The organism is Streptomyces sp. NBC_01363 (assembly GCF_026340595.1).
Classification (GTDB): domain Bacteria; phylum Actinomycetota; class Actinomycetes; order Streptomycetales; family Streptomycetaceae; genus Streptomyces.
In genome coordinates this window covers 1,647,371-1,666,742 of sequence record NZ_JAPEPF010000001.1, presented here as the reverse complement: position 1 = coordinate 1,666,742, position 19,372 = coordinate 1,647,371, and the positions used below count along the sequence as shown (strand labels likewise).

Annotated in this window: 14 protein-coding genes and 1 tRNA gene; 2 read left to right on the top strand and 13 right to left on the bottom strand. The window is 68.8% G+C overall.

Annotated features, from left to right (window positions below; all coding sequences use genetic code 11):
- The first annotated feature begins 94 nt into the window (after positions 1-94).
- Positions 95-1,495, top strand: a complete 1,401-nt coding sequence (locus OG611_RS07845) for a serine/threonine-protein kinase (RefSeq protein WP_266416856.1) — start codon at positions 95-97, stop codon at positions 1,493-1,495.
- A gap of 48 nt (positions 1,496-1,543) precedes the next feature.
- On the opposite strand, the gene OG611_RS07840 is transcribed toward OG611_RS07845, so the two are convergent.
- The 3 genes from OG611_RS07840 to OG611_RS07830 all read right to left on the bottom strand — a co-directional run bounded on the left by OG611_RS07840 (position 1,544) and on the right by OG611_RS07830 (position 5,093).
- A complete protein-coding gene (locus tag OG611_RS07840) occupies positions 1,544-2,887 on the bottom strand; it encodes a hypothetical protein (RefSeq protein WP_266416854.1) in 1,344 nt (447 codons plus the stop codon).
- Entirely contained in the window at positions 2,887-4,725 is a 1,839-nt protein-coding gene (locus OG611_RS07835) for a VWA domain-containing protein (protein WP_266425644.1), read from the bottom strand. The genes OG611_RS07840 and OG611_RS07835 overlap by 1 nt, the downstream gene beginning before the upstream one ends.
- 233 nt (positions 4,726-4,958) lie before the next feature.
- A complete protein-coding gene (locus tag OG611_RS07830; protein ID WP_003958712.1) occupies positions 4,959-5,093 on the bottom strand; it encodes a DLW-39 family protein in 135 nt (44 codons plus the stop codon).
- Positions 5,094-5,401: 308 nt separating this feature from the next.
- Here OG611_RS07830 and OG611_RS07825 point away from each other — a divergent pair, with 308 nt between their 5' ends.
- Positions 5,402-5,770 (top strand): DUF6344 domain-containing protein, encoded by a 369-nt coding sequence (locus tag OG611_RS07825; RefSeq protein WP_266416851.1) that lies wholly within the window; start codon positions 5,402-5,404, stop codon positions 5,768-5,770.
- Positions 5,771-5,853: 83 nt separating this feature from the next.
- On the opposite strand, the gene OG611_RS07820 is transcribed toward OG611_RS07825, so the two are convergent.
- From OG611_RS07820 to dnaA, 10 genes are all read right to left on the bottom strand, one after another.
- On the bottom strand, positions 5,854-6,207 hold the full coding sequence (locus OG611_RS07820; RefSeq protein WP_266416849.1) for a hypothetical protein: 354 nt from the start codon (positions 6,205-6,207) through the stop codon (positions 5,854-5,856).
- Between the two features lie 97 nt (positions 6,208-6,304).
- Positions 6,305-6,381 (bottom strand) — tRNA-Ile (locus OG611_RS07815).
- A gap of 70 nt (positions 6,382-6,451) precedes the next feature.
- Positions 6,452-7,060, bottom strand: a complete 609-nt coding sequence (locus OG611_RS07810; protein ID WP_266416847.1) for a DUF3566 domain-containing protein — start codon at positions 7,058-7,060, stop codon at positions 6,452-6,454.
- 93 nt (positions 7,061-7,153) lie between these two features.
- Positions 7,154-9,775 carry a DNA gyrase subunit A gene (gyrA, locus tag OG611_RS07805; protein ID WP_266416845.1) on the bottom strand — a complete coding sequence of 874 codons (2,622 nt, stop codon included), beginning with the start codon at positions 9,773-9,775 and terminating at the stop codon, positions 7,154-7,156.
- Between the two features lie 46 nt (positions 9,776-9,821).
- Entirely contained in the window at positions 9,822-11,927 is a 2,106-nt protein-coding gene (gyrB, locus tag OG611_RS07800) for a DNA topoisomerase (ATP-hydrolyzing) subunit B (RefSeq protein WP_323180128.1), read from the bottom strand.
- A gap of 447 nt (positions 11,928-12,374) precedes the next feature.
- The gene (locus OG611_RS07795) at positions 12,375-12,863 is read right to left on the bottom strand and encodes a DUF721 domain-containing protein (RefSeq protein WP_266425639.1); all 489 of its coding nucleotides are present in this window, start codon (positions 12,861-12,863) and stop codon (positions 12,375-12,377) included.
- Positions 12,864-12,943: 80 nt separating this feature from the next.
- Positions 12,944-14,074 (bottom strand): DNA replication/repair protein RecF, encoded by a 1,131-nt coding sequence (gene recF, locus OG611_RS07790; RefSeq protein ID WP_266416843.1) that lies wholly within the window; start codon positions 14,072-14,074, stop codon positions 12,944-12,946.
- Positions 14,075-14,159: 85 nt separating this feature from the next.
- Complete coding sequence (gnd, locus tag OG611_RS07785; RefSeq protein ID WP_266416841.1) at positions 14,160-15,038, bottom strand: phosphogluconate dehydrogenase (NAD(+)-dependent, decarboxylating); 879 nt, start codon at positions 15,036-15,038, stop codon at positions 14,160-14,162.
- A 145-nt stretch (positions 15,039-15,183) separates the two neighbouring features.
- A complete protein-coding gene (gene dnaN, locus OG611_RS07780) occupies positions 15,184-16,314 on the bottom strand; it encodes a DNA polymerase III subunit beta (protein ID WP_072487582.1) in 1,131 nt (376 codons plus the stop codon).
- Between the two features lie 1,091 nt (positions 16,315-17,405).
- The gene (dnaA, locus tag OG611_RS07775) at positions 17,406-19,214 is read right to left on the bottom strand and encodes a chromosomal replication initiator protein DnaA (protein ID WP_323180127.1); all 1,809 of its coding nucleotides are present in this window, start codon (positions 19,212-19,214) and stop codon (positions 17,406-17,408) included.
- Positions 19,215-19,372 lie beyond the last annotated feature (158 nt).

Here is a 19,372-nt window from a genome sequence, read left to right as displayed (position 1 = left end):
GCTGGATCGGGCCGGGCACCACCCCCGAAGCCGGCCGTGGGCCGAAACAGGAACGCCGTGGACCGAAATAGGAACTGGGAGCGGGCGCAGCACAATGGGTGAGGTCTTCGCCGGTCGGTACGAACTGATCGATCCGATCGGACGTGGTGGGGTCGGCGCCGTCTGGCGGGCCTGGGACCACCGGCGCCGCCGCTATGTGGCGGCCAAGGTCCTCCAGCAGAGCGACGCGCACACGCTGTTGCGCTTCGTCCGCGAGCAGGCGCTGCGGATCGAGCATCCGCATGTGCTCGCGCCCGCCAGTTGGGCGGCGGACGACGACAAGGTCCTGTTCACCATGGATCTGGTGAGCGGCGGTTCGCTGGCGCATGTCATCGGCGACTACGGACCATTGCCGCCCCGTTTCGTCTGCACGCTCCTCGACCAGCTGCTGTCGGGGCTGTCCACGGTGCATGCGGAGGGCGTGGTGCACCGGGACATCAAGCCGGCCAACATCCTGATGGAGGCGACCGGTACCGGACGACCCCATCTGCGGCTGTCCGACTTCGGTATCTCCATGCGCAAGGGAGAGCCGCGCCTCACCGAGACCAACTACGTGGTGGGAACACCCGGTTATTTCGCGCCCGAGCAAATGATGGGTGCGGAACCCGATTTCCCCGCGGACCTGTTCGCGGTCGGCCTCGTCGCGCTGTATCTGCTCCAGGGCAAGAAGCCCGACGCGCAGGCGATCGTCGAGCACTTCGCCTCGTACGGCACGCCCGCCGCACCGGAGGGGATCCCCGAGCCGTTGTGGCAGGTCCTCGCGGGGCTGCTGCAGCCGGATCCGCAGGCTCGGTTCCGTACGGCCACGGGTGCGCGCAAGGCGCTGACGGCCGCGGTCGAGATGCTGCCGGAGCCCGGAGCCGAGGACGAGCCGGTCGAGGTCTTCGACCAAATCGGGCCGCTGCCCCCCGGGTTCGGCCCCTCGGGACCGAACCCGGCCCCCGTTCAGAACACGCAGAACGCCCAGGACGCCCAGCCGGAACAACCGGGACAGCACGGCCAGCCGGAACAGGCGGCGGCCCAGCAGCCCGTGCAGCAGCCGTACACCCAACCGCCGGTGCCGATGTCGGAGACGGGCAGCTTCCACCTCCCGCCGCCTCCGCAGCAGGCCGCGCCGTCGCCCCAGCAGGCTCAGCCGGTCACGCCGCACTCTCCACTCCCGGCGCACACGGCGTCCCCGTACGCCGCTCCCGTCCCCGTCCCCGCTCCCGCCCCGGATCCCTCACAGGCGCCCACGTCCGCCGTGCAGCACGAACCGGCTCTCACCCGCGCATACACCGTCGGGCAGCCGCGGACTCCCGCGCCCGGCGCGGGGGTTCCCCCGCACGGCCCGGCGGTCGCTCCGGCGCGCGCCCCGCAGAGACGTCCGGGACCGTCCCCGAAGGTGGCGGTCCCGGTGCTGCTGGTGGCGCTGATCTGTTTCGCGGTGGGCATCTGGGCGCTGACCCAGAGCTGAGCCCGGTCGCCCGAGCCCCTGCTGCAAGGGGCTCGGGTTCCGGCCCGGCTACCAGGCCTGCGGCGGGCCTCCGTACGACTGCTCGCCGCCGGACGGTCCCGCCGGGGCGGTGCTCGCGCGGCGCCGGGCCAGCAGCGTCCACACCCCGAGCCCGAGCACCAGCACCGAACCCGCGCCGATCCCGGCCGCGCCGACCGTCTTCATCGTGCCGCTCCTGGCCGCCTGCGGGCCGCTCTGGCCGCTCTTCGCCATGTCCTTGTCGTCCTGTGTGACCGAGAAGGCCCCGGCGTCCCCCGTGTACGGCGAATTCCGCGCCTTCCCCTCGACCTTGACCTTGAGGGTCAGCGGAATCGCCTTGTCGCCGTACGACTTCGCGATCGCCGGGCTGAGCGTCACCGACAGGTAGTACCAGCCGGCGAATCGCATCGCGCTGACGCTGCCCGTGGAGTCGTAGCGGTTCTCGTACGCCACCGGGGGCAGCGGATCCAGCGACACGGACGCGGGCTTGCCGGAGTACGACAGCGGCGTCGCGGAGTCGACGTGGCCGTGCGCCGGATTGTCCAGGGACATCGCGAGCGCGCTGCCGATGAATTCGTCCGAGGCGTTGTTGTTGCTCAGGTCCGCGGTGGCGAAGATCTGCTGGCCCCAGTCCACCGGCACCCGGTAGAAGAGGGTCTGCCCCGGCTTGATGCCGCCCTTTTCCTGCCACTCGCCGGTCTCCAGACCGGTCGCGTCGTAGTAGCTGGTGCCGCCCGACCGCTTCTGCGGGGCGGTCGTGGGCGGCGTGGGCGAGGCGGACGGCCAGTCCTTCGGCGCGTCGGTCGGCATCGAACCGGCCGACTTCAGCTGCGGCTCCGACTCGTAGCGCAGCTCCAGGTCCCACTCGTCGGGCGCCGAGGTCTCCTTGCTCTCCCGCTCGATCAGGACGTTGTACGTACCGGCCTCCTGGCAGGTGCTGCTGTCCTTCTCCATGATCCGGTAGGCGTACGTGGCGATCGGACGCGGGAACTCCGCCGACTCGAACCGCGCGTCCTCCGAACTGCACTGCATGTCCGTGCTGTCGCGGATGCTGACCGTGATGCCGTCCCCGTAGGCGACCTGGCCGCCCCCCCTGGGCACGGCCACCGCCGAGACGTACGCGTTCGTCCTCGCGTCGAGGTTGAGGCGGTAGTAGAGCTTCTCGCCGGGCTTGATCGAGCTCTTGTAGACCGATCCGGGTGTCAGCGCCGACGCCTCGGTGCTGACCTCCGTGCCGACGACCTTCTCCGCCCCGGGGTCGAAGGTGTACGCGGCGGGCTCCCCGGCCGCGAACGCCTGCCCCGGCAGCGCCGCCGCCGCGCACATCGCCGCGACCGCGACCAGCGCCACCCGGCCCCTGTTGCGCTGCCTCATCACGCGCTTCCCCTCGTCGTCTGTGCGGCCCGCCCGCGACGCCCGCGTACGAACACGAGCCCCGCGATCACCACCACCACGGCGCCCGCCCCGGCAGCGGCCGCAATGCCGGTCCATCCTGCCCCGCCCGTACCGCTGCTGTCTTCGACCTTGATCGAATTGCCCTTCTTGTCCGTCTTCTTGGCGGCGGCGGGAGCATGGTGCCCGGGACCGGCCAGCTCGTCGCCGTGGACCGACACCCGCAGCACGACGCCGATCTGCGGGTTCTCCGCGATGTCCGCCGCCCGCGCCCCCAGCGTCACCGAGATGTAGAAGTCGCCCCCGGCGTGCACGGGCCGGACATGGGCGCCGTTCTCGTAGCGATTGGTCCAGGCGACCGGCACGCCTCCCATCCGGACCGCCGAAGGGCGGCCGCTGTACAGGGTCGTCGGGGTGAACTCGCCGCCTCCGGTGAGCGGGAACCGGGCGGGTGTGAACAGCTGTGTCGCCCCGTACGAGTACGTGGATCCGCCGCGCTCCACCATGGGCTCGTTCGCGAACTCCACGTCGTAGCGCACCTGCTGGCCCCAACCGGCCGGGACCTTGTACCAGAGGGTCTGCGACGGAAGGATCCCGTCGCGCCACACGCCCGGGGCGATCTTCTCGGCATCGTTGAAGCCGGTGCCGCCCCGTACGTCGCGGGGGTCGCCGGAGGGAGGCACGGCGTCCTCGCCGCCCTTGCCGTACTCCGGCTGCGACTGGGCGGGCGTGACGCCCTTCGCCAGCGGCGCCTCCACCCCATGGACGAGTTCGAGCGGCCAACGCGCCGCGTCGGAGCCCTTCTTGCTCTCCCGCTCGACCACCAGCCAGTACCGCCCCGCCCGGTCGCAGGGACCGGTGCCCCGCGCGGTGGGGATACGAGCGATCGCCGAGGTCAGCGGGGTCGCGCTCTCCTTCTGGGAGAAGTGCGCGGTCTCCGACCCGCAGGAACTGCCGGTGCCGTACGCGATGCCGGTGCGCAGCGCGTCGAAGGTGTCGACGGCCGCCCCGGGCTGCGGCACGGCCGTGGCCGAGAAGTCCGCCGTCGAGGCGGCGTCCAGGTCGACGGCGTAGTACCGCTTCTCACCCGGCCCGATGGTGTCGAGATACTGCCCGGCTCCGAGCACGGGCGCCCCCGCGCTCGTCGCCGTGCCCGCGATCCGCTCGCCCCGGAACCGGTAGCCGTCCGCGGAGAGTTGCGACGCCCGCTGCAACTGCCTGGCCAGCGAATCGGCGTCCGGTGCCTCGTAGTAGCGGCCGTTGCCCGCCGCCGCGACGCATTCGAGCTGCTCGCGGGCCGCGCCCTTCACCTGGAAGCCCACGGTGTCGATCCGCAGCCCGATCTCCTCCTTGCCGAGTTGCTCGGCAACCTCGCAGGGCCGTGGCGTACCGCAGTTGTCCTCGCCGTCGGAGACCAGCAGGATCGTGCGCGTACCGATGGCGCCGCCCGACGGCCGCGGAAGGTCCTCGGCAGCCTTCCGCAGCGACAGGCCGATGGGAGTGTCGCCCCGGGGCCGTACGGCCGCCACGGCTCGCTTCACGGCCGCCCGGTCGAGCCCGCGCACCGGCCTCACCAGCCTGGTGTCCGCGCAGCCCCGGGCACGGTCGGCGCCGTACACCCGCAGTCCGGTCGGATACCCGTCGGGAAGGCCGTCGACGACGGTCCCGACGGCCGTACGGGCACTCTCCATCCGGGTGTGCCCCGTCCCGTCGTCGTCCGCCATGGAGCCGGACGAGTCGAGGACCATGACCAGGCTGCCGTTCGAGCCGGCTCCGGATGCTCCGGGCGCGGTGTCCGCGGGCGCCGCCACGGCCGGCATCGCGCCCGCCACCAGGGCGAGCAGCGCCCCGCCGATCCATGCCCCCGCGGCTGCGGTACGGCGGTGGTGGTCCCGTGCCTTCACCCGTGCCCCCTCGACCAAAACCCGGCTGTTTTGCTCAAGCAACGTATTGATTTGCTCGGGTGAACTCAAGAGCACGGTCGTCACGGTCCCGCAACAGCACGAAGCCCCGGCCGCTCAGCGACCGGGGCCCGCAATCAGGCTGTTCTGTCTCACACACCCGAACCTGCGGGCACGGAGTCAGTCGCCTCCGTCCACAGATCCTGCTCGGCGCGATCCGCCTGGATCTGGCGGTACACGAGGAGCCCGCCGATGGCGGCCAGTGCGACCAGGAGAAGCTTCTTCACCGCGCGACCTCGTCTTTCCTTGACGTAGGGGACTTCTGCCGCCCGACTATACACACCGGCCGATATCAACCGGTGACCTGCCTGCGACCCAACTGGCGCCCGGGGAAAAGCGATCGTCCGAGGATCGTTCCACCCGGCGGATCCGGCCCCGTCCCGCGGTCCGGAACAAGCCCGTCAGGACCGGTTGAACCATACGAGTGGTGTTCATCCGAAGATCGGCGGATCGGTGGCGTCGGTCCATGAAATCGCGAGCCACATCCACATCATCAGAAAGGTAAGCAAACCGGACCACCCGAAAGCGAGGGGCCATGAGCACCTTCAAGCCCAAGAGCATCTGGACCGCCTTCGTCACCGCCTTCTTCGCACTGCTCGCCGCGCTGGGGCTCATGAGCACCCCGGCGGCGGCCACGGAGCAGAGCGCCACGGAGCCGACCACCACGAACCAGGAGCACATGGGTGCGACCGCGGCAACCGCGACCACCCCGTCGGTGCGATGGACCCTTCCGCGTGACAGGGCGCTGCCACCCACGATGAAGCAGCGCATCCGCGCCGAGGCGCACGGCTCCTCACCCGCGACCCGTCATCTGTCCGTCGACAACACGGCCACCGACACCAGGAACGCCGCCCGCAGCCCCCACGGGGCCCCGGCGGGGGACACGTCCCTCCTGCCGCCCTGAGAGCCGCTCAACTGACGCACCGAGCCCCCGGACCGGTTCACACCGGACGGGGGCTTCTCCGTGCCCTGCAGCGCCTCTCCCGCCTACTGGAGCCAGCGTTGCGCCGCCTCGACGCTGTCCCCCGCGTTGGTGTTGAACGCGATGGCGGCCCCGGGCGCATGGCGGCGGATCAGATTCACGATCCGCTCGAAGAGCGGGAGCAACTGCTCGGTCTTGCGGATCCCGCCCCCGACGACGACCACGTCCCACGGACGCTCGGCCAGCGACGCGACGATCGCGGGTTCGGCCGACTCGTCGAAGACGACCAGCGTCACGGCCACTTCGATACCGAGCTCGCCGAACCGCCTCACCTCCTCGGCGAGGGTCGCGCGAACGACCTCCGCGTCGACGCCGGGCAGTGCCTGTGGGTCGTAACCGACAACAAGTACGGAAGACATGCGGCCAACCTACTGACGCCGGCCGCACACGTCAGCCGCATACATCAGCCGTACATGCCGAAGGCCCCCCACCGTTTCCGGTGAGGGGCCTTCGTACTGGTGGGGCTAACAGGATTTGAACCTGTGGCCTCATCCTTATCAGGGATGCGCTCTAACCAACTGAGCTATAGCCCCGCCGCGCTCTGCGCTGACTTCTGAAGATTAGCGCACGTCGGGGCCAGTCCCAAAATCGATACCCGGCGTCCTACTCGTCCTCGGCCAGCGTGAGCTCGATACCGCCCACGAAACCCGCCGACAAGTTGTAGATGAAGGAGCCCAGCGTCGCCAGCGCGGTCGCCAGAACCACGTCGATCACCGCGATGACCGAAGTGAAGATGAGAACCCTCGGCAGCGACAGGAACGACTGGAGATCGAAGCCGTTGCTGTCGTTCGACCCGGTGGCCTCGCTGATCGTGCCGCCCACGGTCTCGAAGACGCCCATCGCGTCCATCACCATCCACAGCACCGCGGAAGCCACCACCGTGCAGATGCCGAGCGCGATGGAGAGCAGGAAGCTGACCTTCATCACCGACCACGGATCGGCCTTGGCCACCCGCAGCCGCGCCTTGCGGGTACGCGGAGTCGTCCGCGCCCCCGTCCGCGGCCGCCGGGCCGCCTGCGCGGCGCCGGCGCCCTGCGCACCGCCCTGCGTGCCGTGCGGCCGGCCGCCCTGGGTCCCGCCGGCGGGCGAGGGATACGCCTGCGGCGGGTGGTAAGGCCCGCTCGCCTGCCCCGGTGCGGGCTCGCGCTCACCGGGCAACGGCCCGGTCGCATAGCCCTCGTACTGGGGCTGAGGCCCCCGGGTGTCCGTCACAGTGCCCCCTTGGGAGTCCGTGGCAGGGCCACGGGCACCGTTCGCTCCTGCTCCGGAAGCGGCCGAACCGGCGCCCGTGGCTCCACTCACGCTCTACTCCTCGTGCTCCCCGGCCGAAGGCGAGGTGCCTTCGACATTGCCCTCGACCGTGCTCTCGGCACCCTCCGCCGTCGCGGCCTCGGCGTCCTCGGACCCCTCGACCTCTTCGGCCTCACGACCGGCTTCGGCGTTACGGGCAATACCGACGACGGCATCGCGCTTGCCCAGATTGATCAGTTGAACGCCCATGGTGTCACGGCCCGTCTCCCTGACTTCATTGACTCGCGTACGAATCACACCACCGCCGAGCGTGATGGCGAGGATCTCATCCGTCTCCTCGACCACCAGCGCGCCGACCAGCGAGCCCCGGTCCTCAACGATCTTGGCAGCCTTGATGCCCAGACCGCCACGGCCCTGAACCCGGTACTCGTCGACGGGAGTCCGCTTCGCGTACCCACCGTCGGTGGCAGTGAACACGAACGTACCCGGCCGGACAACATTCATCGAGAGCAGCTCGTCTCCCTCGCGGAAACTCATGCCCTTGACACCCGAGGTGGCACGGCCCATCGGGCGCAGCGCATCGTCCGTCGCGGTGAACCTGATCGACTGGGCCTTCTTGCTGATGAGCAGCAGGTCGTCCTCGGCCGAGACCAGCTCCGCGCCGATCAGCTCGTCGTCCGAGCCGTCCCCCGTCTCCCGGAGGTTGATGGCGATGACGCCACCCGAACGCGGGGAGTCGTAGTCCTTCAGCGCGGTCTTCTTCACCAGACCGCCCTTCGTGGCCAGGATCAGATAGGGCGCGGCCTCGTAGTCACGGATCGCCAGGATCTGGGCGATCTGCTCGTCCGGCTGGAAGGCCAGCAGATTGGCGACATGCTGACCGCGGGCGTCACGGCCGGCATCCGGGAGCTCGTACGCCTTCGCCCGGTACACCCGGCCCTTGTTCGTGAAGAACAGCAGCCAGTGGTGCGTCGTCGACACGAAGAAGTGGTCGACGATGTCGTCTTCCTTGAGCTTCGTACCGCGCACGCCCTTGCCGCCGCGCTTCTGCGAGCGGTAGTCGTCCGTCTTCGTGCGCTTCACATAGCCGCCGCGCGAGATCGTGACGACGATGTCCTCCTCGGCGATCAGGTCCTCGATGGACATGTCACCGTCGAAGGGCACCAGCTTGGAACGCCGGTCGTCGCCGAACTTGTCGACGATCGCCGCCAGCTCCTCGCTGACGATCTTCCGCTGCCGCTCCGGCGACACCAGGATCGCGTTGTACTCGTTGATCTTCGCCTGGAGCTCGTCGTGCTCGGCCGTGATCTTCTGGTGCTCCAGCGCGGCCAGCCGGCGCAGCTGCATCTCCAGGATCGCGTTCGCCTGGATCTCGTCGATCTCCAGCAGGCCCATCAGGCCCTCGCGCGCCACCTCGACCGTCTGGCTGCGCCGGATGAGCGCGATGACCTCGTCGATCGCGTCCAGCGCCTTGAGCAGGCCACGCAGGATGTGCGCCCGCTCCTCCGCCTTGCGCAGACGGAACTTCGTACGCCGGACGATGACCTCGATCTGATGCGTCACCCAGTGGCGGATGAACGCGTCGATCGAGAGGGTGCGCGGCACACCGTCGACCAGCGCCAGCATGTTGGCGCCGAAGTTGGTCTGCAGATCGGTGTGCTTGTACAGGTTGTTCAGAACGACCTTGGCGACCGCGTCCCGCTTCAGCACGACGACCAGGCGCTGACCCGTACGCGACGAGGTCTCGTCACGGACGTCCGCGATACCGCCGACCTTGCCGTCCTTCACCAGGTCGGCGATCTTCTGCGCCAGGTTGTCGGGGTTGGTCTGGTACGGAAGCTCCGTGACGACCAGGCACTGCCGGTTCTGGATCTCCTCGACCGCGACGACCGCGCGCATCGTGATCGAGCCACGGCCGGTGCGGTACGCCTCCTCGATGCCCTTGCGGCCCACGACGAGCGCGCCCGTCGGGAAGTCCGGGCCCTTGATCCGCTCGATCAGCGCTTCCAGGAGGTCCTCCTGCGAGGCCTCCGGGTGCTCCAGGTACCACTGCGCACCGGCCGCGACCTCGCGCAGGTTGTGCGGCGGGATGTTGGTCGCCATACCGACCGCGATGCCCGCCGAACCGTTGACCAGCAGGTTCGGGAACCGCGCCGGCAGAACCGTCGGCTCCTGGTTGCGGCCGTCGTAGTTGTCCTGGAAGTCGACGGTCTCCTCGTCGATGTCCCGGACCATCTCCATGGACAGCGGCATCATCTTGCACTCGGTGTACCGCATGGCGGCGGCCGGGTCGTTGCCCGGAGAACCGAAGTTGCCGTTGGAGTCCACCAGCGGCATGCGCATCGACCACGGCTGCGCCAGACGCACCAGTGCGTCGTAGATCGACGAGTCACCGTGCGGGTGGTACGTACCCATGACGTCACCGACGACACGGGCGCACTTGTAGAAGCCCTTCTCGGGCCGGTAGCCGCCGTCGTACATCGCGTACAGCACCCGGCGGTGCACGGGCTTGAGACCGTCCCGCACGTCCGGCAGCGCACGCGAGACGATGACGGACATCGCGTAGTCGAGGTAGGAGCGCTGCATCTCCGTCTCGAGCCCGACGGGCTCGACACGCATGCCCACACCGGCGGCGGGCTCCTCTTCAGGTGTCACAGGGGTGTTCTCGTCGGCCATTGCTGGTCAAAGTCCTTTCGAGCGGCGGCTTGCTGGTACGGCCGACTCAGATGTCGAGGAAGCGGACGTCCTTGGCGTTGCGCTGGATGAACGAGCGCCGCGCCTCGACGTCCTCGCCCATCAGCACCGAGAAGAGGTCGTCGGCCTGCGCCGCGTCGTCCAGCGTGACCTGGCCGAGGACTCGGTGGTCGATGTCCATCGTGGTGACGCGCAGTTCCTCGGCGTTCATCTCGCCGAGACCCTTGAAGCGCTGGATCGAGTCTTCCTTGATCCGCTTGCCGTTCTGCTTGCCCAGCTCGACCAGGGCGTCGCGTTCCCGGTCCGAGTACGCGTACTCGAAGTCGTCCCGGCCCCACTTGATCTTGTAGAGCGGGGGGCGGGAGAGATACACGTGCCCGGCCTCGACCAGCGGACGCATGAAGCGGAAGAGGAAGGTCAGCAGCAGGGTGTTGATGTGCTGACCGTCGACGTCGGCGTCCGCCATCAGGATGATCTTGTGATAGCGCAGCTTCTCGATGTCGAAGTCCTCGTGGACCCCGGTACCGAAGGCCGAGATCAGCGCCTGGACCTCGGTGTTCTGCAGGATCTTGTCGACCCGGGCCTTCTCGACGTTCAGGATCTTGCCGCGGATCGGCAGGATCGCCTGGTACATCGGATTACGGCCGGACTTCGCCGAACCACCGGCGGAGTCACCCTCGACGATGAAGATCTCGCACTTCGTCGGGTCGTTGGACTGGCAGTCGCTGAGCTTGCCCGGCAGCGAGGCGCTCTCCAGGAGCCCCTTGCGACGGGTCAGGTCACGCGCCTTGCGGGCCGCGACACGGGCCGTGGCCGCCGCGATGCCCTTGCGGATGATGTCGGCCGCCTCGTTCGGATTGCGGTCGAACCAGTCCGTGAGCTGCTCGTGGACGACCTTCTGGACGAAGGTCTTCGCCTCCGTGTTGCCCAGCTTGGTCTTCGTCTGGCCCTCGAACTGCGGCTCGCCCAGCTTCACCGAGATGATCGCCGTCAGACCCTCGCGGATGTCGTCACCCGTGAGGTTGTCGTCCTTCTCGCGCAGCAGCTTCTTCTCGCGCGCGTACTTGTTGACCAGCGTGGTCAGCGCGGCGCGGAAACCTTCCTCGTGCGTACCGCCCTCATGCGTGTGGATCGTGTTCGCGAAGGAGTAGACGCCCTCGCTGTACTGCGTGTTCCACTGCATCGCGATCTCGGCCGAGAGGAGACGCTCCTTGTCCTCGGCCTCGATGTCGATCACCGACTGGTGAATGACGTCGCCCTTGCGGGAGTTGAGGTACTTCACGAAGTCGACGATGCCGCCCTCGTAGTGGTACGTGACCGTACGGACCTGCTCCGCCTCGGCGCCCTCGGCCACCTCGGCGACCTCCGCACCCAGCGTCGCCTTCGCCGACTCGCGCTCGTCGGTGAGCCTGATCGTCAGGCCCTTGTTGAGGAACGCCATCTCCTGGAAACGGCGCGACAGGGTCTCGAAGGAGTACTCGGTGGTCTCGAAGATGTCCCCGTCGGCCCAGAAAGTGACGGACGTCCCCGTCTCGTCGGTGGCCTCGTTGCGGGCCAGCGGAGCGGTGGGCACACCGAGCTTGTAGTCCTGGGTCCAGCGGTATCCGTCCGTCCGGACCTCGACGGAGAGACGCGACGACAGCGCGTTCACCACGGAGACACCGACACCGTGCAGACCACCGGAGACGGCATAACCGCCGCCGCCGAACTTACCGCCGGCGTGCAGGACGGTCAGCACGACCTCGACTGCCGGCTTCTTCTCCGACGGCACGATGCCGACCGGGATACCCCGGCCGTTGTCGATCACACGGACCCCGCCGTCGGCGAGGACCGTGACGTCGATCGTGTCCGCGTGCCCGGCCATCGCCTCGTCGACCGAGTTGTCCACGACCTCTTGCACGAGGTGGTGGAGACCGCGCTCACCGGTCGAACCGATGTACATGCCAGGTCGCTTGCGGACCGCGTCCAAGCCCTCGAGGACGGTGATCGCGCTGGCGTCGTACGAGGCGGTGACCTCGCCGGTGCCCACGGCCTCGCCCGCGGCGACAGCCTCGGCGCTCTCACCGGGTGTGGACGGAATGTTCTCGTTGGGGTTGCCGGAATCGGCCACGAAGCGCCCTTTCTGGCACAGCACAGGCCGTTCTCCGGGCAAACGGGAGCGGCTGCGTCGTTCGGCTTGTATCGACGACTCCCGCAAGGATGCGGGATTGTCCACCAGTCTACCGGTAGCGCTGACATGAATGGGGGTTTGCCGGTACCTGAGTACGCATGTGCCGCCCTGAATGAGCGGCTGACGACTCCCCATATTCAGGAAGGGCCCTCAGGAGGCTCACGCGGGCCTTGAGCGCTTCGGCCTGTCAAGCTCCCGCTACCGTGAGGGACGCCCCATTCTCACCGCGTGGTCACAACCACCGCATACCCCCACAAGGCGGACCCGACGGGCAGCGCCCCGCACGGACAGCCCAGCACCGCGGCAGAGCCGCGTCCGGACCGGGAACGGGGCCCGCACAGGGCCCGGAAGAGACAGGGGAGCAGCACGACAACGGCCCTGCAACAGCTCCGAAACAGAGAAAAGACCAGGTCAGCCGTAGGTATCGCCCGGACCGGTGCTCCCCGGCGCCCGCAGCGGACCGAACCTGCGCTGCGGACCACCGGGCCCCAGCACCTTGATCAACCGCACCGTGCCCTGCCCCAGATCCGCGTTCAGCCGGGCCACCAGCTGAGGCGCCAGCAACCGCAGCTGCGTCGCCCACGCCGTCGAGTCGCACTGCACCGTCAGCACCCGCTCGTCCGGATCCTCGTCGTACCGCAGCGGCACACAATGATTGGCCAGATCTTCACCGACGATCTGCGGCCAGCGCCCCATCACCCCGCCCACCGCCGCGGGCGTCTCCCAGCCGCGCTCGGTGATCAGACGGTTGATCGCGGAACCCAGCGGCAACGGATCACGCCCATCGGCCCGCGCGCCCGAACGCAGCCCGCCACCTCGCCTGGCCTGCTTCTTCTGCTGCGCGGCAGCACCACGCGCGCGCGCCTGCTCCTTGGCCGCACGCAACGCCACCCGCGCCAGATCGACGCCCGAGGGCTCCGGAGCCTTCCCCCCGCCGGAACGCTCCCGCGACGGCTCCCCGAGCCCCTCACCACGGCCGCTCACAGCCGCTCCACCTCACCCGCGGACACCGCGTACCGCGTCCCCGCCAGCACACCCGGAACATCGTCGTCCACCGCAGCCGTCACCAGCACCTGCTCACCCGGAGCCACCAGCTCCGCCAGCCGCTCACGGCGCCGCGCGTCCAGTTCCGCGAAGACGTCGTCCAGCACCAGCACCGGCTCATTGCCCTCGCTGCGCAGCAGATCGTACGAAGCCAGCCGCAGCGCCAACGCGTACGACCAGGACTCGCCATGGCTCGCGTACCCCTTGGCCGGCATCCCCCGCAGCCCCAGCAGCAGATCGTCACGGTGCGGACCGACCAGGGTCACACCACGCTCGATCTCCTGCTTGCGGACATCCACCAGGGCGGCGATCAGCTGCTCGTACAGCTCCTCACGGGTACGGGCTGACTCCACACCCGCCCCGACCGAGCTGCGGTACTCCAACGCCACCGGGCCACCGCCCGGCGCGACATCCCCGTACGCCTTGTCCGCCAGCGGCTGCAAGGTCGCGATCAGATCCAGCCGCTGCGCCAGCAGCTCCGCACCCACCCGGCCCAGATGCTGGTCCCACACATCGAGCGTGGACAGATCCATCGACCTGCCGCCGTGCCGACGCGCCATCGCCGCCGACTTCAGCAGCGTGTTGCGCTGCTTCAGCACCCGCTCGTAGTCCGAGCGCACACCCGCCATCCGCGGCGAACGAGCCGTGATCAACTCGTCGAGGAAGCGCCGGCGCTCCCCGGGATCGCCCTTGACCAGCGCCAGATCCTCCGGCGCGAACAGCACCGTACGTACTATCCCCAACACGTCACGCGGTCTGACCTGCGACGATCTATTGACACGAGCCCGGTTGGCCTTGCCGGGATTGAGCTCCAGCTCGATCAGCTGCGAACGCTCTCCCTGGGTCACGGCGGCGCGGACGACAGCCCGGTCCGCGCCCATCCGCACCAGCGGCGCATCGGAGGAGACCCGGTGGCTGCCGAGCGTCGCGAGATAGCCGACCGCCTCCACCAGATTCGTCTTGCCCTGGCCATTGGCCCCCACGAAAGCGGTGACGCCCGGCTCGAGAGGTACCTCGACCCGGGCGTACGAGCGGAAGTCGGCCAGCGAGAGATGCGTGACATGCATGGGTGTACGCCGACCTTCCCGGCTTCCTGCTCCGTGCTTCGTGGGGCGAACCGGACGCCTGGGTCCGGCCCGCCTCCCGTTGCGGTTACTTCTTGTTCTCGACCGCGTGGCCACCGAACTGGTTGCGCAGCGCGGCGATCATCTTCATCTGCGGGGAGTCGTCCTGGCGCGAGGCGAAACGCGCGAAGAGCGACGCGGTGATCGCGGGCAGCGGCACCGCGTTGTCGATCGCGGCCTCCACCGTCCAACGGCCCTCACCGGAGTCGGCGGCGTAGCCACGGAGCTTGTCGAGGTGCTCGTCGTCGTCCAGCGCGTTGACCGCCAGGTCGAGCAGCCAGGAACGGATGACCGTGCCCTCCTGCCAGGAGCGGAAGACCTCGCGCACATCGGTGACGGAGTCGACCTTCTCCAGGAGCTCCCAGCCCTCGGCGTAGGCCTGCATCATGGCGTACTCGATGCCGTTGTGGACCATCTTCGCGAAGTGGCCGGCGCCGACCTTGCCCGCGTGCACGGAACCGAAGTCGCCCTCGGGCTTCAGCGCGTCGAAGACCGGCTGGACCTTCGCCACACTCTCGGCGTCGCCGCCGTACATCAGCGCGTAGCCGTTCTCCAGGCCCCAGACGCCGCCGGAGACGCCGCAGTCCACGAAACCGATGCCCTTGATGCCCAGCTCGACCGCGTGCTTCTCGTCATCGGTCCAGCGGGAGTTCCCGCCGTCCACGACGATGTCGCCGGGCGAGAGGAGACCGGCGAGCTCGTCGATCGTGGCCTGGGTCGGGGCACCGGCCGGAACCATCACCCAGACGACCCGGGGACCCTTCAGCTTGCCCACAAGCTCTTCGAGGCTGTGGACATCGGAGACGTCCGGGTTGCGGTCGTAACCGATGACGGTGTGGCCTGCGCGGCGGATGCGCTCGCGCATGTTGCCGCCCATCTTGCCGAGGCCGACGAGACCGAGCTCCATCAGAGATTCCTTAAGCGTTGTGCCGATTCGTACCCAAGGACGAGCCTACGCCCGGCCGGGGACGGACCGACGGGCATGCTCGGAGCCGAGCGTGCCCGTCGGGAGATCCGCCATGGCAGGACCTGTGACCGGACCTGCGACCAGGTCAGCCGGAGAGGCGGACCGGCATGATCAGGTACTTGTACGCGTCGTCGGCCTCGGCATCCACGGCCGGGCGGCCGCTGAGCAGCGCGGGCTTGGTGGATGTCGTGAACGAGAGCTGGGCGACCGGGGAGTCGATCGCGCTCAGCCCGTCCAGCAGGAAGGTCGGGTTGAAGGCGATCGAGATGTCGTCGCCCTCCAGCACCGCGTCGACCCGCTCCACAGCCTGTGCGTCGTCGCTGGAACCCGCCTCCAGGATCAGCACGCCCTGCTCGAAGCTGAGCCGCACCGGGGTGTTCCGCTCGGCGACGAGAGCCACACGCTTGACGGCCTCGACGAACGGCGCCGTCTCGATGACCGCGACCGAGTTGAACTCCGTGGGGAAGAGCGTGCGGTACTTCGGCAGATCGCCTTCGAGCAGCCGCGTGGTCGTCCGCCGGCCCGCACCCTCGAAACCGATCAGCCCTTCACCGGCGCCCGAGCCGGACAGCGCCAGGGTCACCGTGTCACCGCTGGTCAGGGCCTTGGCGGTGTCCAGCAGCGTCTTGGCGGGCACCAGGGCGACGGCCGAGGCGTCCGGGTTCTCCGGCTTCCAGAGGAACTCGCGGACCGCGAAGCGGTAGCGGTCGGTCGAGGCCAGGGTGACGGTGTCGCCCTCGATCTCGATCCGCACACCGGTCAGCACCGGCAGCGTGTCGTCACGGCCCGCGGCGATGGCGACCTGGGCGGCGGCCGAGGCGAAGACCTCGCCGGGGACCGTGCCTGTCGCGGTCGGCATCTCGGGAAGCGCCGGGTACTCCTCCACAGGAAGGGTGTGGAGTGTGAATCGCGAGGAGCCGCAGACCACGGTCGCCCGTACACCGTCTGTGGAAATCTCCACCGGGCGGTTGGGAAGGGCGCGGCAGATGTCGGCGAGCAGCCGGCCGGAGACCAGCACCGTACCGTCCTCCTCGACCTCGGCGTCCACCGAGACCCGGGCCGAGACCTCGTAGTCGAAGCTGGAGAAGCTGAGGGCCCCGTCCTCAGCCTTCAGCAGAAGGCCCGCAAGAACGGGCGCCGGCGGACGGGCCGGGAGGCTACGGGCCACCCAGGCCACAGCCTCCGCGAGTACATCGCGCTCCACCCGGATCTTCACCGGAACCGCCTCCTGCTGTTGCTCGCTCGCCCTGCTGGCCTTCGTCGTCTGATCGGGTCTCCCGCCGACGAGGCAGGAAGGACGCCGGGGACCAGTCTGACGTACGGCACCGACACTCGGTGCTGCTCGGGGTCAAGTCGCGACAAGAGCCTCGGAGCGCTCCGGCCCCGAGTTGTGCACAGGCCCCACTTCGAAGCGGATTCCGGGCTAACTCTATGTGGCAGTAGTAGTAGGGCCTGTGGAAACCGTGGATAACGTCGTTTCCGCAGGTCAAGTCCGGTTTTTTGTCCACCGACCCTGTGGGTGGCACCGGTGGACAACACGGCGCTTCTGTGGACACAGGAAAGTTCTGCACACCCGATGCACAGGGCAGGGGGGTTTCTCCCCAGGTCTGTCCCCAGCTTTACCCAGGTTCCCCACAGCCCAACCGACCCTCTTGGTGTGACGCCTTTCACTCGGCGCGGTGAAAGGCGGTGCCGCGTTGCCGAACAGTGGACAGAGGTGTGGAGAAGCAGCAGGAAGCTGGGGACAACACAGCTCGACCTGTGGGTCGCCGGTGGACAACATCATCCGCCTCTTGTGGACGAATATTTTGTCCACAGGCTGTGGATCATTGTTGACCACAAATCCCCAGGCCCTTGACCTGGCCTGATGGAGTATCGGCAGTCGGCCCTGTGGAAGCAATATGGACAACTTCCGGATCCCCAGGCTGTGGAGGGGGAAAACTCCCCAGATCTGTGGAGAACGGACGGCCGGCGGCAGGTATTCGAACACCGCGGTGGCATCGAAGCGTTGGCAGTGGGGTCCGGGGCGGGCGATGGGAGGTCCCCGGGAGGCGTTCGGACGGCATTCGGGCGGTCTCAAGGGGCCTTTGAGCGGTCTCCGCGGCGCCTCCGGGCGGTCTCCGCGGCCTTCCGGCGGCTTCCCGGCGGCTCCGGCGCGGCCTCCGGGCGGTTTCCAGGCAACGAAAAGGGCGCCCGAGGAACCCTGTGAGGGCTCTTCGGGCGCCCTTGAGGCGCGTACGGGAGCAGCTGTCGAGGTGCGTGGAGACCTGGGTGCCGACCGGCGTCGGCGCAGGTGGCGGCGGTCCGTCAGCCGTTCTTGATGCGGTTGGTGAGCTCGGTGACCTGGTTGTAGATGGAGCGCCGTTCCGCCATCAGTGCGCGGATCTTCCGGTCGGCGTGCATCACCGTCGTATGGTCGCGGCCGCCGAACTGCGCACCGATCTTGGGCAGTGAGAGATCGGTGAGCTCCCGGCAGAGGTACATGGCGATCTGGCGGGCCGTCACCAGCACGCGGCTGCGAGAGGTTCCGCAGAGATCGTCCACCGTGAGGCCGAAGTAGTCCGCGGTCGAGGCCATGATGGCCGTCGCCGTGATCTCCGGAGCCGAGTCCTCGCCACCCGGGATCAGGTCCTTCAGCACGTGCTCGGTCAGCCCGAGGTCCACCGGCTGACGGTTGAGACTGGCGAAGGCCGTGACCCGGATCAGAGCCCCCTCCAGCTCCCTGATGTTCCGGGAGATACGGGAGGCGATGAACTCCAGCACCTCCGGCGGGGCATTGAGCTGCTCCTGCACCGCCTTCTTGCGGAGGATCGCGATCCGCGTCTCCAGCTCCGGCGGCTGCACGTCGGTGGTCAGACCCCACTCGAAACGGTTCCGCAACCGGTCCTCCAGGGTCACCAGCTGCTTGGGCGGCCGGTCGGAGGACAGCACGATCTGCTTGTTGGCGTTGTGGAGCGTATTGAAGGTGTGGAAGAACTCCTCCTGCGTCGACTCCTTGCTCGCCAGGAACTGGATGTCGTCGACGAGCAGGATGTCCACATCCCGGTAGCGCTTGCGGAAGGTGTCGCCCTTGCCGTCGCGGATCGAGTTGATGAACTCGTTGGTGAACTCCTCGGAGCTCACGTACCGCACCCGGGTGCCCGGGTAGAGGCTGCGGGCGTAGTGACCGATCGCGTGCAGCAGGTGGGTCTTGCCGAGCCCGGACTCCCCGTAGATGAAGAGCGGGTTGTACGCCTTGGCGGGGGCTTCGGCGACCGCGACCGCCGCGGCGTGCGCGAACCGGTTGGACGCGCCGATGACGAAGGTGTCGAAGAGGTACTTCGGATTCAGCCGGGCCGCCGGTTCGCCGGGGCCGGGCGTGGGAGCGGGCTGCGAGCCCATCGGTCCGGAGGCGCCGCCGGGCCGTCCGGTGCCGGCGCCGCCCTGCCGGTGCTGCGGCTGGGGCTCCTGCATGTCGTGGTGGTCGGGGCGCTGCTGCTCGTAACCCTGGCGTTCGGGCGGCTGCGGGCGGTAGTCGTGCTGAGGCTGCTGGGGGCGGCCGCCGGCGTACGGCTCGCGCCACTGGTCCGCGGGAGCCTCGCGGTCCTGGAATCCGCCGAGCCGGGGCTGCTGCCAGGAGAGGTCCTCCTGGGTGCGCGGCCACGCACCGGGGTCGGGACGCTGCTGCTGGTAGTCGGGGTAGGCCGGCCGGGCGGTCGGCATGCCGTCGTCGGAGGGCCGGTGCCCGTATCCGTCGTACGCGTCGTTGTGCTGCCGCTCGTCGTGCTGCGGTCCCTGGTAGCGGTGCTGCTGGTGCTGCTGGGACTGGTGCATCGGAGGCGCGGGCGGGCTCGGAGGCTCGCCCGCGGAGTCGTCGACGGTGATCGCGATGCGGATCGGGCGGCCGCATTCGCGGCTCAGCGTCTCGCTGATGAGCGGCGCGAGTCGGCCTTCGAGGACGCGCTTGCCCCATTCATTGGGGACGGCGAGCAGCGCGGTGTCCGCGACCAGGGCGAGCGGCTGGCAGCGCTCGATCCACTGTTTGTCCTTCGGCTCGATGCCCTGTTGGCCCTCCCCGAGGAGATGCTCCAGCACTCGTGGCCACACTGCGGCAAGATCGGCAGGTACGTCAGCCACAAGGCACGCTCTCTCGCTGGTCCCACGAATGTGTGGTTCTCGGGACGGGATGGGTGGGGACCGGCAGGCAGGAAGAAAAGACCGGAACTCAGCCACGGTAGTCAGGGCGACCCGCGTGGTTCAAGTTGTTGTCCACAGCCTGTGCACAGTGGGGGGTG

Coding starts and splice junctions, on each gene's coding strand:
- OG611_RS07825 (WP_266416851.1), top strand. CDS start 5,402: ATGAGCACCTTCAAGCCCAAGAGCATCTGGACCGCCTTCGTCACCGCC.
- gnd (WP_266416841.1), bottom strand. CDS start 15,038: ATGGAGCTCGGTCTCGTCGGCCTCGGCAAGATGGGCGGCAACATGCGC.
- OG611_RS07820 (WP_266416849.1), bottom strand. CDS start 6,207: ATGTCTTCCGTACTTGTTGTCGGTTACGACCCACAGGCACTGCCCGGC.
- gyrA (WP_266416845.1), bottom strand. CDS start 9,775: ATGGCCGACGAGAACACCCCTGTGACACCTGAAGAGGAGCCCGCCGCC.
- recF (WP_266416843.1), bottom strand. CDS start 14,074: ATGCATGTCACGCATCTCTCGCTGGCCGACTTCCGCTCGTACGCCCGG.
- OG611_RS07835 (WP_266425644.1), bottom strand. CDS start 4,725: ATGCCGGCCGTGGCGGCGCCCGCGGACACCGCGCCCGGAGCATCCGGA.
- OG611_RS07840 (WP_266416854.1), bottom strand. CDS start 2,887: ATGAGGCAGCGCAACAGGGGCCGGGTGGCGCTGGTCGCGGTCGCGGCG.
- OG611_RS07845 (WP_266416856.1), top strand. CDS start 95: ATGGGTGAGGTCTTCGCCGGTCGGTACGAACTGATCGATCCGATCGGA.